Annotated in this window: 8 protein-coding genes; 1 reads left to right on the forward strand and 7 read right to left on the reverse strand. The window is 30.5% G+C overall.

Features of this window, described 5'->3' with window-relative positions; genetic code table 11:
- From BUA86_RS06745 to BUA86_RS06760, 4 genes are all read right to left on the reverse strand, one after another.
- A complete protein-coding gene (locus BUA86_RS06745; protein ID WP_072931036.1) occupies positions 1 to 3,339 on the reverse strand; it encodes a SusC/RagA family TonB-linked outer membrane protein in 3,339 nt (1,112 codons plus the stop codon).
- A gap of 7 nt (positions 3,340 to 3,346) precedes the next feature.
- The gene (locus tag BUA86_RS06750; protein ID WP_373282286.1) at positions 3,347 to 5,914 is read right to left on the reverse strand and encodes a zinc-dependent metalloprotease; all 2,568 of its coding nucleotides are present in this window, start codon (positions 5,912 to 5,914) and stop codon (positions 3,347 to 3,349) included.
- Positions 5,915 to 6,021: 107 nt separating this feature from the next.
- Positions 6,022 to 7,593, reverse strand: a complete 1,572-nt coding sequence (locus BUA86_RS06755; protein ID WP_072931038.1) for a histidine kinase — start codon at positions 7,591 to 7,593, stop codon at positions 6,022 to 6,024.
- 590 nt (positions 7,594 to 8,183) lie between these two features.
- Positions 8,184 to 8,510, reverse strand: a complete 327-nt coding sequence (locus BUA86_RS06760; protein WP_072931039.1) for a DUF493 family protein — start codon at positions 8,508 to 8,510, stop codon at positions 8,184 to 8,186.
- Between the two features lie 211 nt (positions 8,511 to 8,721).
- On the opposite strand from BUA86_RS06760, the gene asnB reads away from it, so the two are divergent.
- The gene (gene asnB, locus BUA86_RS06765; protein WP_072931040.1) at positions 8,722 to 10,332 is read left to right on the forward strand and encodes an asparagine synthase B; all 1,611 of its coding nucleotides are present in this window, start codon (positions 8,722 to 8,724) and stop codon (positions 10,330 to 10,332) included.
- Positions 10,333 to 10,577: 245 nt separating this feature from the next.
- On the opposite strand, the gene BUA86_RS06770 is transcribed toward asnB, so the two are convergent.
- The 3 genes from BUA86_RS06770 to BUA86_RS06780 are packed head-to-tail and all read right to left on the reverse strand — an operon-like array spanning position 10,578 to position 13,216.
- Entirely contained in the window at positions 10,578 to 11,735 is a 1,158-nt protein-coding gene (locus BUA86_RS06770) for an MFS transporter (RefSeq protein ID WP_072931041.1), read from the reverse strand.
- Positions 11,736 to 11,743: 8 nt separating this feature from the next.
- The gene (gene gloA2, locus BUA86_RS06775) at positions 11,744 to 12,133 is read right to left on the reverse strand and encodes an SMU1112c/YaeR family gloxylase I-like metalloprotein (RefSeq protein WP_072931042.1); all 390 of its coding nucleotides are present in this window, start codon (positions 12,131 to 12,133) and stop codon (positions 11,744 to 11,746) included.
- A gap of 3 nt (positions 12,134 to 12,136) precedes the next feature.
- On the reverse strand, positions 12,137 to 13,216 hold the full coding sequence (locus BUA86_RS06780; RefSeq protein ID WP_072931043.1) for an NADH:flavin oxidoreductase/NADH oxidase: 1,080 nt from the start codon (positions 13,214 to 13,216) through the stop codon (positions 12,137 to 12,139).
- Positions 13,217 to 13,440 lie beyond the last annotated feature (224 nt).

The following is a 13,440-nucleotide window of genomic DNA, read 5'->3' on the forward strand; positions in this document are numbered from 1 at the left end:
TTAAAAAGAGACATTTAATCCCATTGTTACTGACTTTGCGATTGGTTGCGCGTAAATATTTCCGTAAGTTTCTGGATCAAAATATCCTTTATATCCATTACTAATTACAAATAAGTTACGTCCTTCTACACTTAATTTTAATCCTTTAATACCTATAGTATCTGTAAATTTAGATGGTAAATTATATCCTAAACGAATACTTGTAATACGTAAGTAACTTACTTCTTTTGCCCAAATATCTAATAAACTATAAGTATTTGCTCTGTTACCAGCAAACCATTTGTTTACCATCCAAGAATCATCATCTCCCATTATTGGGCTAGTAATTCCTGGCATATTATTTCCTGCTTGTAAAATAGCTTGTGTATAATTACGTCCCGCATCTACTTCCATTCCTCTGTAAGGAGGAGTACTCATAATGGTTTGTTTGTAATTGAAAGCAGCAGAAATATTTAAATCAAAATTGTGAATTTTGAATGTATTAATAATACCTCCAGTAAATTTAGGATCACGGTCACCAATGTAAGTAAACAAACTTCTCATTTCGGCGTTTGTTAAATTAGATTCAGCTTGTTCTCCTGGGAAAAAGTCTCCAAATAAATCATATAATTTAAAAAAGTCTTTTGCAGAAATCTTTTCGTTTCCTTTCCAGAACATAGGATTTCCTGCTTCATCAAATCCTGCTGTTTTAAGAGCAAAAACTGCATTTACAGGTAAACCTACACGAGATGGCAATGTGCTATTTTCGCTAACGTTTTCTTGTAAAACATTACTCTTATTGTGTGCAAAGTTAATTGTTGTAGACCATTTAAAGTTTTTGTTATTGATATTACGTGTTGTTAAAGCAATCTCAAAACCTTTGTTTGTAATCTCTCCCCAGTTAACCATTGTATAACCAAAACCTGTTTCTAATGGAGTTTCTCTCATACTAATCATATCAGTTCCTTTACGGTTGTAAACATCAACTGTAAGGTTAATACGATTGCGGAATAAACCTAAATCCATTCCAAAGTTAACATTCGTTGTTTTCTCCCAACGTAATTTATCATTTGGCGGATTTACCACACCAATTGTTGTTTCTTGATTACCTGGTAAAATTGTTACATTTTCGTATTGACCAATAAAGAATGGTGAAGTATTACGATCTATATTTCCTTGTAATCCGTAAGAAGCTCTTAATCTTAATTCAGAAATAAAGTCAAGATTTTCCATGAAAGATTCTTTCGAAACTAACCAAGAAGCAGAAGCTGCCCAAATTGGTAAGTATTTATACTTTTTGTTAACCCCAAATAGATTCGTACCATCATAACGAACACTTCCAAAAACTGTATATTTTTTATCTAAAGTATAAGCAGCTGTTGCATACATAGAAGCATAAGCATTAATTACTGCAGGTGTTTCATCGTAAGTTCTATAACGTGGATCATCAGCAGAACTAGAATTTGGGAACATGATTGGTGTAGACTTTCTTGTAATAGGATTGTAACCAAATGCTCTTGATAATGTTGTTTGATCCTGTGTTCTTCTTAACTCAGTACCAGCCATTACATCAATCTCATGACGATTATTAATTGTCGTACTATAAGTTGCTTGTAATTTCCAGTTGTATTGGAAATACTCGTTAAACCAATTTTGCTTTACAGCTCCATCTGGTAAAAAGTATTTATATCCTGATTGATAATAACGTGTTCCTTGTCTTAATTTACGTGTAAAATATGTTTCTTGTCCAGCGAATTTTTCTGTCTTATTGTTATCATATTGTACTCCTAATTGTGAACTAACTTTTAATCCTTTTGCTATTTTATACTCAAGATCTAAAATTCCTTTTAAAGCTCTATTCTTTAATGTGTAACGAGAGTTATTTCTTTCTTCTATAAAATTAAAAGGAATAAAAACATCTTCGAAACCATCTATATCTTGATCGTATCTATAACTTCCATCTGCATTAAACGGAGAAAGATATGGGTTTGCATTACGAGAATAATTAACTGGATTAATCGATGCATCAGCATCCGTTAAAAATGAATTACGATCACTTGATGTTGCAAAAATTGAAATTCCAGCAGTTAATCTATCACTAATATTAAAGTTATTTTTTAATGTTAAGTTGTAACGCTCAAAACCAGTTCCGATTGTTGAACCTTGCTCATCGTAATAACCTAATGAGAAGTAGTAATCTGATAAATCATTACCACCAGAAACACTCAAACCATATTGTTGATTGATTGCATTTTGATACAATAACTTCCCCCAATCTGTTGTATTATTTCTTAAGCCATTTATCTGATTTTGAGTAGCTAAACTAATCGCATTAAAACCTCCACTTCTAAACAAATCTAATTGATTGTTTTGTTGTAACAAACGCATAACTTCCCCTTTTCCTGTACGGTAAGTTAAATCGTCTCTTCCTGCTAACATCAATTCTAAATCTACTTTTTCAGAAGCATTTAAAAGGTTTAATTTTCCAAAATCTGGACGAGCATTTACAAATGTATTAGCAGAAAAGTTAACTTGCATTCTTCCTTTCTTACCTCTTTTTGTTGTAATAGAAATTACACCATTTGCAGCTCTTGCTCCATAAATTGCTGTTGCAGCGGCATCTTTTAATATTGTGATTTCTTCAATATCGTTTGGATTTAATCCTGCAATTGAGAAATTTTGTAATTGATCGATATTATCTTTATCACTAAAATTAGGCACGTCGCTCCCTTCTAATGGTAAACCATCAATTACCCATAATGGATCTTGTGGACCTGAAAGAGAAGCAGTACCACGAATTCTAATTTTTGTAGCTCCTCCAGGAGAACCTGTTTCCGGCGTTACAGCAACCCCAGCAATTTGACCCGCTAATAATTGATCTACACTGGCAACACCAGCTTGTTGTATATCATCCATCTTTACAGATGCAATAGCTGAAGTTAATTTTCTTTTCTCTATTTTTTGATATCCGGTTACAACAACTTCTTTTAAAGCATTATCTGCTTCTTTTAAAACTTCTTCTGTAGGTTTTAAACTAATTGTATAATTTCCATTACTAGAAGAAAGCTGAATTAAACGAGATTCATACCCTAAATAACTAATTAGAACTGCCTCTGTATTTGCAGGAACTTCTAATGAGAAATTTCCATTTTCATCTGTTACAGTACCTACTGTAACACTCTCTATAATCCCTTTCTGATCTGTTTTTGTTGAAATTGATTGTGCTTCAACTTTTACCGAAGCTCCAGCTATTCCTACCAACGTCTCATCATCCGTAACCATTCCCGTAATTACCTTCTTCTCTTGTGCAAATGCTAAACTTGCCGCCAAAAGAGGTAAAAATAGTAGCGTTTTTTTCATATTAATTTTACTTTAAAGCCTCGTTAATTCGTATTATTAAATCTGTGTAATGAGCTTGTGTAGCATCATTCCCTTTATTTTTCTTTTTGTTTAAAAGATGTAAGACTTTTTGTAGCTCCGCTCTTTTATATGTAGTTACTTCCGAAACTCTTTTCATTGATGAATAATTGATATTTCGAGCCGATTTATCATCATCTAAATAGTTACAGATGGTTGGTATTTGTAAATTTTGGTTAATTTGAAATCCTGTTACAGTTGTTTTCTCAAATAATTTATTAGAAGAAACAATTAATGCATCAACATAATTTTTTTGTGTCATTCGCTCTAACATTGTTAAGTTTGATTTTTTCTCAAAAACCTCATTTCTAACTTGATTAAAAAGCGCTTCAACTGTATAAACTTCTTCTTTTGAGTTTGATTGCTCGTGATTTAGTTCATTTTCTAATAAACGAAGCAATCTATCATCAGAAAATAATGAGTAGATAATGTTATATTGCATTTCTCTCGCTAATGTATATGGAGTTTGCTCGTAAGGACCCATTGGTGAGTTCTTAATTGCATACGTTTTCTCTATAACATCGTTAAAGAATAACCATTTCGGAATATTAATTACATTTCTATTCAAGTAATCAACTGCTTTTCTTTGCATTTTTACGTCAACTGCTTGATAAGCTTTTTTATTGTCTCCAAAAACTGGATTCTCTAAATATACTCCTCCTACATTTGCTAAAACATGACCAGAATACATATCCCATTGACCGATAGTACCGTAATATAATCTACCAGCATCTATGTATGATTTTCCTTTTTCGTATGACCATTTTGTTATGTTATCCGAAACTCTTTTCAAGTTCTTTAAACCATATTCGCTTGCTAAAACAGCATCATCTCCTAAATCTTCTGATTGAGATCTTGGATCAACAACATCCATAGAACTTTGTTGTTCACCATAGAAATACATCGGATCATTTTGATGAATATCAATCATCGTTTTTAATGCTTGTTTTTCTATTTCTGAATTTTGGTACCAACGGTAACCCCATTCTATAGCATATTTATCGTAAATACCGATTTTTGGTGTAATAGCAGTTACATTATCTTCTGGCTGCGCTACGTAATTGTAACGTGCATAATCCATAATAGATGGTGCTGTTCCTCCCATTTTATCTGTAAATTCTTTAGAACGTAAAGATTCTACTGGATAAGCAAAAGAAGATCCCATATTGTGTTTTAAACCAAATGTATGTCCAACTTCATGAGAAGAAACAAAACGAATCGCCTCTCCCATGTGTTCGTCGCTAAATTTATTACCACGAGCTTTTGGGTCAATTGGTCCTGTTTGTATACGCATCCATTCGTGTAATGAAGTCATTACATTATGCCACCAAATAATATCAGACTCTATAATCTCTCCACTTCTTGGATCTACAACAGATGGTCCCATTGCATTCGATTTTGGTGAAGCTGCATATGTTATAACAGAATAACGTACATCATCAATATCAAAATCTTTATCGTTAGGATCTGATTCTTTTGCAATAATTGCATTCTTAAAACCTGCTTGTTCAAAAGCAACTTGCCAATCATATACACCTTCTATAATTTTCTGACGCCATTGTTTTGGTGTCGAAGGATCAATATAATAAATAATTGGTTTCTTAGGTTCTACTAATTCTCCTTTTAAATATTTTTCACGGTCTGCATCTTTTGGTTCCATACGCCAACGTGTAATAAAACGTTGATCGTCCATTTTATGTTGGTTATCATTAAAAAACCAATGTTTTTCTGTAAAGTATCCAATACGGTTATCAGAAAAACGAGGTTGCATTGGAACTTCTGGTAACAATACTAAGTTACTTGTAACTCCTAATGTAATTGGCAAATCAGATCCTCCTTCGTTAACTGAAGTAGATAATTGAGATTTTACTACAATATTCTCTGGAAAAGTCTTCACCTGCTCTACATAAGAAAGGTTAGATTTTACAGAACCTCCTAAACCAGTATTAGATAAAACATCGTTGAAACTTTTTTGATTTCCATCGAATATTTTATTCACTTTAATAGCAACACGTGTTGAATCATTATTCTGTGCCTCAATATCAAAAACCTCTATAATAGATTCAGAAAAATTATCTTTTACAGATGCTGTAATTGCATCGTTTTTAGGAGATGAAGCAATTGGATTAATTGTTTTTACCCAAATCTTTTTTGCTTTAGCATCTTTATAAAAACTTATTACTTTGTTTTCATAATTCATCCCTTTGTTTAGTCCAGCTTCATTTACTTGCATTGGGACTTGAGATAATTTATTCACCACTAAAAATTGGCGACCAAAAAGGCTATCAGGAATTTCAAAATAAATATCTGTTTTTACTTCTATTATATTAAAAAGTCCTTTTTTATATGTTCCTTTCTTTACTAACTCATCTATACTTTTAGCTTTTTTAGCTATTGAGTCAGTTTTCTCAGTTTTTTCTTTATCTTTTTTCTTTGTGTCAACTTTTTGTCCGTACAATATTGTAGAAGAAAAAGCTAAACCGAAAAGAAGTGCATAAGGATATTTTCTATCTGGCATTAAATTCATTCGACTGTTTACTTTTACGTCTTAAACTTATATCAAAAAGAAATTTTCAGGAAATTTTACAGAGTGAGTGGTTGTTTTTTGAGAGTGAATGGTTATTTTTAGTTAATTAATGTTAATTTACAGATAAATATTCCGTCTTTCACTTTTATTCGTAATGTGTTGGTTTTATAAAAAGCATACATTTTTTCTAAATATTCTAATCCAAAATGCATATTATCTGTTGTATTATTAATTGGTTGGTAAGTATTGCTTACAACAATGTTATTCTTTTTTAATTCTATCGTAATAGAAAGAGGAGAATCTATTGTCGCTATATTATGTTTTATTGCATTTTCTACAACCAATTGTAACGCTAAATATGGAATAGATTTTTTAAGACTTTTTTCATCTTTAATAATAAGATTAAAAACTAGCTCTTCCTGAAATCTACTTTTTTGCAGTTCCATATACTGTTGTATAAATTCTAATTCTTTTTTTACCGTAACAATATTTTCTTTTGGAGGAACAATTAAATAACGATAAATCTTAGACAAATTCATTGTAAAGCGCTGTGCTTGCTTCTGATTTAGTCCAATTGTCATGTAAAGTGTATTTAACGAATTAAATAGAAAATGCGGATTAATCTGATTTTTTAATTGCTTTAACTGATTAAGTGCATTTTCCTTTACAATCATTTCGTTTTCTATCAGTAATTTATTTTTTTCATTCGATACAACTTCTTTTTCTCTAAAAGCTTTTCTTGTTAATAAATTAAAAAGAAGAAAAATAACACTAATTAAAAAAATGGTCGCAATGAAAATTGTTGCAACATATAATTTCGTAGGCTGAACACTTTCTTCAATGTAAAAATTAAGGTAACCAACGGCTACATAACCATCAAAACCATCAACTTTTAATGGTTTTATAAATCGTGTAATTTCTGTCTCTGTTAAATATTCGGAAATTGCTTTTTGTTCTGTGTACTTTAATTGTGTTTTACTTGATAACGTATCTTGAGGGGTAATCGTTGTAAAATCAAAAATGTTTTTACCAATAAACTTTTCATCTGGATGTGTGATACAATATCCTTCTTTATCAAAAACAAAAACATAATTAAAAGAGTTTTTATTGATATTAATAAAATAATCATGTAAATCTATCAGATTAATTGTCGAACCATAATAGAAATAAGATTGATTATATGGTACCGAATCGTAATTCACCCAATACATAGAATCTTTATCATGAATAATTAAACTATTTTTTTGTTGTTTTAATTTTTCTGAAATTAATTCTGCTTTATCATTAAATGGTTTTCCTATAGAAGTATAATTAAACTCATTTTTATTATTAGAATTCTTATTAGAATAGTACCAATTATATAGTCTTAAATTACGATGGTTATTTAACTCATTTAAAACATTAAAATGATCTTTGTAACTATTAACATTGCTTTTATCTACTACATTTTTTAATACGTTTTGATAATTTGCAATATTATTAAATTCAAATTCTATTGCATCGTATTTATTTAAAAAGCTTCTACGAGCAAATTGCTCATTATTTTTTAAAGTCTCTTTTGTAAGCAGAAAACTTAAAACAATAAGTGCAGTTAGCGTAATTAAACTTACTAATAATGCAGTTAAATAAATGGCTTTTCTTGATAAACTATATCGTAAATGAAGTAGCAAATGATTTTTTTTGCAAATATAAGAGAAGTGGTTATGTTTTTAAGCGATTAAGTTGTTAAGTTTTAAATTGACGGATTAGAAGTTAGAAGTTAGAAGTTAGAAGTTAGAAGTTAGAAGTTAGAAGTTAGAAGTTAGAAGTTAGAAGTTAGAAGTTAGAAGTTAGAAGTTAGAAAGGTAATTTTTTTCTGTCAGTTCGAGTGGTTTTTCGAAATGGAATGAAGAAAAATTGTATCGAGAACTTTGACTAGAAAATCTATTAATCCTTACTTATTTCTCGATACAAAATTCTAAACGAATTTCACTCGAAATGACGGATTAGAAACAATCAAAAAGCTATTTTCTGTCAGTTCGAGTGGTTTTTCGAAATGGAATAAAGAAAAATTGTATCGAGAACTTAGACTAGAAAATAAAATGTACAAAGTAAAATGTAGAGAGTACAAAGTGTTTTAATATTTACTACACTTTGTCATGTTGAATTTGCTTCAACATCGCATCTTATAATATTGAGTTCAGAAATAAAAAAAGAACTATTGAAAAACAACATTTCCGTAAATCGAAATAAAAATCCCAATTTACGGAAAACATAAATTTTATAGCATAATTACACCATCAATTTTTGAAACTTCTTTATAGTAATTGATAACTGTATCTGCATCTATAATATATAATTTTACAGAAATAGATGTGTATTTTCTATTTGCTGAAGCTTTATAATCGTATGTAGCATTTGTTCCTTCAAATATACTTTTAATGTGTTTCATTGTCTCTTCACTAGATGGATAAATGAATTTAAATAAGTAATCTGTTGGAAACTTCTCTACATCATCCAATCTCTCTTTAAACTTAGCATAGAAATCTTGCTCGTTATTTGAGTTATCTGGAATTTCTTCGAATGTATAATCTCTCTCGTCGCTCATAATCATATTTTCAGACAATAATACAAAAACAATACCACTCCATTTTATTCAAAATTTCAACATTTTAAAAGACATTTTGTCACATTTAATTCAGTATTTATATAAAAAACATATTTATACTTTAATTTATAAACATATTTAAGTTTTAATATTTATTATTTAAACAACAAATACAATATTTGCATTAAATAATCAACAAAACAATAACATTATGTGTGGAATATTAGGCGTATTTGACAAAAAAGATTTAGACGTACAACAAGTACAAGAATTAAGCAAAAGAATGAGACATCGTGGACCAGACGAACAAGATTTCGAATTAAACGAATCTAAAACTGGAATTATTACACATGAGCGTCTTGCTATAGTCGATTTACAAACAGGAAAACAACCAATAAAAGGAACAAATAATGCCTACGTAGTTCACAATGGAGAAATCTATAATCACATGAAATTGAAAGAGACAGAGTTAAAAGATTACTCTTTTTCTACAAAATGTGATAGCGAAGTTATTGTAAAATTATACGAGAAATACGGAACAGATTTTTGTAACCTTTTAGATGGAGTTTTTGGTTTTATTGTAATGGAAGGAGATGATTTTATGGTAGCGAGAGACCCAATCGGAATTAAACCTTTGTATTATGGACAAGATAAAACTGGTGCTTATTACTTTTCATCTGAAATGAAAGTTATAGAAGATCAAGTTGAAAAATTAGAAGCTTTCCCTCCTGGTCACTTCTTTACAAAAGAGACAGGATTTGTAAAATATTATCAGCCAGAATGGCAAGATCACGAAGTTTGTACAGAACAATTAGATTTAGAACAATTACGTGATGGTTTAATTGATGCTACTAAAAAACGATTAATGAGCGATGTGCCAGTTGGAGTTTTACTTTCTGGTGGTTTAGACAGTTCTTTAATCTCTTCTATAACTGCAAGATTATTAAAAGAAGAAGGGAAAGAGTTACATTCTTTTTCTGTCGGATTAGATGAAACTGCTCCAGATATTATTGCAGCAAGAGAAGTTGCAGATTTTATTGGAACAACACATCATGCGATTCATTTTTCTTTTGAAGAAGGATTATCAATTATAGATAAATTAATTTGGCACTTAGAAACTTACGATATTACATCTATTAGAGCTTCTACACCAATGTACATTATGTCTAAATATATTACAGATATGGGAATAAAAGTTGTCTTATCTGGTGAGGGTTCTGATGAAATTTTTGGTGGATATTTATATTTCCATAACGCACCAAGCGACGAAGAATTTCAGAAAGAAACAATTCGTAGAGTTCAATTATTAAGCACAGCAGATTGTTTACGTGCAGACAAGTCTACTATGGCGTGGGCATTAGAAGCTCGTGTTCCATTCTTAGATAGAAACTTCTTAGATGTAGCAATGAAAATAGAACCAAGTGTAAAAAGACCAAGTCGCTTAGAAGGTAAAATTGAAAAACATATTTTACGAAAAGCATTTGATGATAAAGAAACGCCTTGGTTGCCAGAACATATTTTATGGAGACAAAAAGAGCAATTCTCTGATGGTGTTGGATATTCTTGGATTGATGATTTAGTGGACCATTGTGCAAAACAAATTTCTGACGAAGAAATGGCGCAAGCCGCGGATTTATTTCCTGTAAACACGCCAACATCTAAGGAAGCGATGTATATGCGTAAAATTTTCGCAAAACATTTCCCAAGTGAGTCTGCTGCAAAAACTGTAAAAAAATGGATTCCAAAATGGCAAGAAAACGAAGATCCATCGGGACGTGCTTCTACTATTCATGAGAAAACAACAGAAGCTGTTGAATTATAATAAAAATAATGTGTTACATTTTGAATTCTTCTAAATCGAGGAAAATTGTAAGTTATTCTTCAAAATGTATTGTTAATTTTAAATAGAAAAAGGATGCTTTTAAAAAAGCATCCTTTTTTGATATATTTTTTAATCTTTCGTTTTTGAAATTAGAGATTAGAAATTTGTAACTGATTTAATCAACAGAAAAACTCTTATCTCTATCTTTTAATTCTCTACGAAATATTTGTATCCTTACGGTTAGATTAACTTAATCTTCTCGATTTTAATTGTAAAAAGATAAAAGCTATAACTGCTCCAACGGCAGCCATTACAAATCCTACCCATAACTGAGAGTTAAATCCTAATCCCATTGCAATTGGTATTCCTCCTAAGTATGCACCCAAAGCATTTCCTATATTAAAACTTGCTTGTCCAGCTGCTGCAGCTAAAGTCTCAGAACCTTTTGCATTGTTAATTAACATCATCTGAATTGGCGAACCAATTGTAAAAGCAATTAGACCTGTAACAAATGACATTACATAAGCAAAAGATGAAAGATGAGATGTAAAATAAACAACCACTAAACAAGCTGCCATCGTAGAAAAAGAGATAATAGCTGCTTTATTCGGAGAAACCGTATCTGCCAATTTTCCACCTATAAAATTACCTATAAACATTCCCAATCCTACTAATATCATAATAACTGGAACTTGTGTTTTTGGCAATTGTGCAACATCTGTCATTAATGGTGATATATAGCTAATCCAAGCAAATAAACCAGATGTTCCGATTGATATCATTACAATTAATATCCAAGCTTCCCATTTCTTAAAAAAGCTAAGCTGTTCTAATAAACTTCCTTTATTTTCATTTTTTAACGCAGGAACCCATAAAGAAATAGCTAACATTGTTATTAATCCTAAACTAGAAATAATTCCGAAAGTTAAACGCCAAGAAAACATTTGTCCCAATTTTGTTCCCAACGGAACTCCTATTAAATTGGCAAATGTTAAACCTGCAAACATAATAGATATTGCCTGGGCTTCTTTCCCTTTTGTTGCTAATTGCGCAGCTACAACAGAACCAACTCCAAAAAAAGCTCCATGAGGTAAACCTGACATAAAACGGGCTATCATTAAAGTTGAATAACTTGGAGCTATAACAAACAACGAGTTAAAAATTGAAAATAAAAGCATAAAAAAGATTAATACCTTTTTAGGAGAATATTTGCTAGTAGCCATAATAAGTGTTGGTGCACCAACCATAACTCCAATTGCATATATCGAAATAAAATTACCAGCTTTTGGTATTGATATTTGTAAATCTTTCGCAAAATCCTCTAAAACACCCATCATCGTAAACTCCGTCATTCCGATGGCTAAACCTCCCATTGCTAAGGCAAGTAAACTTTTCTGTACCATTTAATTTTTTATTCTTCGTAAAGTTCTATTGGCAAAGCATCTGGATCTTCAAAAAAAGTAAACTTTTTCTGTGTAAATTCATCCACACGAATTTGCTCAACTGTAATTCCTAATTGCACTAGCTTTTCTCTTTCTTTCTCTATATTTTCTACTGCAAAAGCAATATGTCTTAAACCTGTAGATTCTGGTCTAGACATACGTTTTGGTGGATTAGGGAATGAAAAAAGTTCTATGCAATAATAATTTTGCAAAGCTAAATCTAATTTATAAGAATCACGTTCTTTTCGATAAACTTCTTTTATAATTTTAAATCCTAGGACTTCTGTATAAAATTTCTTAGATTTTTCATAGTCAGAACAAATAATTGCTATGTGATGAATTTTACTTAATGATAACATATTTTATGCGTAATGATTATTTTTTGCACGTTCGTATTGAGGTAACCATTTTAAATCTACTCCTAATTCTTTCGCAGCATCTAAAGCAAAATATGGATGACGTAATAACTCTCTTGCCAAGAAAATTAAATCGGCTTCATTATTATCTAAGATAGCTTCTGCTTGTTTGGCTTCGAAAATTAGACCTACAGCACCCGTAATTATATTTACATTTTGTTTTATTTCATTTGCAAATGGAACTTGATAATTTTTCTTTACATCAATTTCTTGATGGCTAACACCTCCACCGGAAGAAACATCAATAACCTCCACTCCATTTTCTTTTAAAATTTTACAAAGCTCTACCGTTTCAGTAATATCCCAACCTCCTTCTGCCCAGTCGGATGCAGATAAACGAACCCAAATAGATTGTGTTGAGACATATTTTTTCATTTCTGATAAAATTTCTAAAATAAAACGAATTCTGTTTTCAAAACTTCCACCATATTCATCATTACGGAAATTAATTAAAGGTGATAAAAACTGATGAACTAAATATCCATGCGCACCATGTATTTCTAAAATCTCATAACCAGCTTTAATTGCTCTTTCAGTAGCTTTTCCCCACTCTGTAATTAATTCTTTAATTTCATCAATTGATAATTCATGAGGTTTTTCATAGCCCTCATTAAATGGAACCGAAGAACTAGAAACAGTTTGCCAACCTTTCTCATCATTAGATGGAATGTGTTTGCTTCCTAGCCAAGGTTTATCTGTACTTGCTTTTCTACCAGCATGTGCTAATTGTATTCCAGGTACACAATCATACTTTTTAATTGCAGAAACTATTTTTTGATAAGCTTCTATATGCTCATCTTTCCAAATACCCAAATCACCATAAGAGATTCTTCCTTCTGATACAACTGCTGTTGCTTCTTGTATAATTGCGGAAACATTTCCTACTGCACGAGAAATATAATGTTGGAAATGCCAATCGTTAGGGAAACCATCTTCCCCAGAATATTGACACATTGGAGACATTATAATTCTATTTTTTAAAATTATATTTTCGTTTATTTTAATAGATTCGAATAATTTACTCATTACTTTACTTTTGTTAAACCTTGTATAAAAGTAAGTATATATTTTTTTTCAGAAAAGTAAATAGAAATGTCTATTTATAATATTTTACATAAATTTATCAAATACTGACAAAAAACATGATTCTTAAAAATATCTAAAAATCAACTTAATATCAGGTATTACTCATATATTTTAAAATTAAATTTTAATAATTTTTCGTATATTTCAGTTTGTTCGTACTTTTA

This window comes from Chishuiella changwenlii (assembly GCF_900142565.1).
In the GTDB taxonomy this organism is placed as follows: domain Bacteria; phylum Bacteroidota; class Bacteroidia; order Flavobacteriales; family Weeksellaceae; genus Empedobacter; species Empedobacter changwenlii.

Bases quoted from the DNA above. Each gene is read 5' to 3' on its own strand.
- BUA86_RS06745 (WP_072931036.1), bottom strand. From the start codon at position 3,339: ATGAAAAAAACGCTACTATTTTTACCTCTTTTGGCGGCAAGTTTAGCA.
- BUA86_RS06750 (WP_373282286.1), bottom strand. From the start codon at position 5,914: ATGCCAGATAGAAAATATCCTTATGCACTTCTTTTCGGTTTAGCTTTT.
- BUA86_RS06760 (WP_072931039.1), bottom strand. From the start codon at position 8,510: ATGAGCGACGAGAGAGATTATACATTCGAAGAAATTCCAGATAACTCA.
- asnB (WP_072931040.1), top strand. From the start codon at position 8,722: ATGTGTGGAATATTAGGCGTATTTGACAAAAAAGATTTAGACGTACAA.
- BUA86_RS06770 (WP_072931041.1), bottom strand. From the start codon at position 11,735: ATGGTACAGAAAAGTTTACTTGCCTTAGCAATGGGAGGTTTAGCCATC.
- gloA2 (WP_072931042.1), bottom strand. From the start codon at position 12,133: ATGTTATCATTAAGTAAAATTCATCACATAGCAATTATTTGTTCTGAC.
- BUA86_RS06780 (WP_072931043.1), bottom strand. From the start codon at position 13,216: ATGAGTAAATTATTCGAATCTATTAAAATAAACGAAAATATAATTTTA.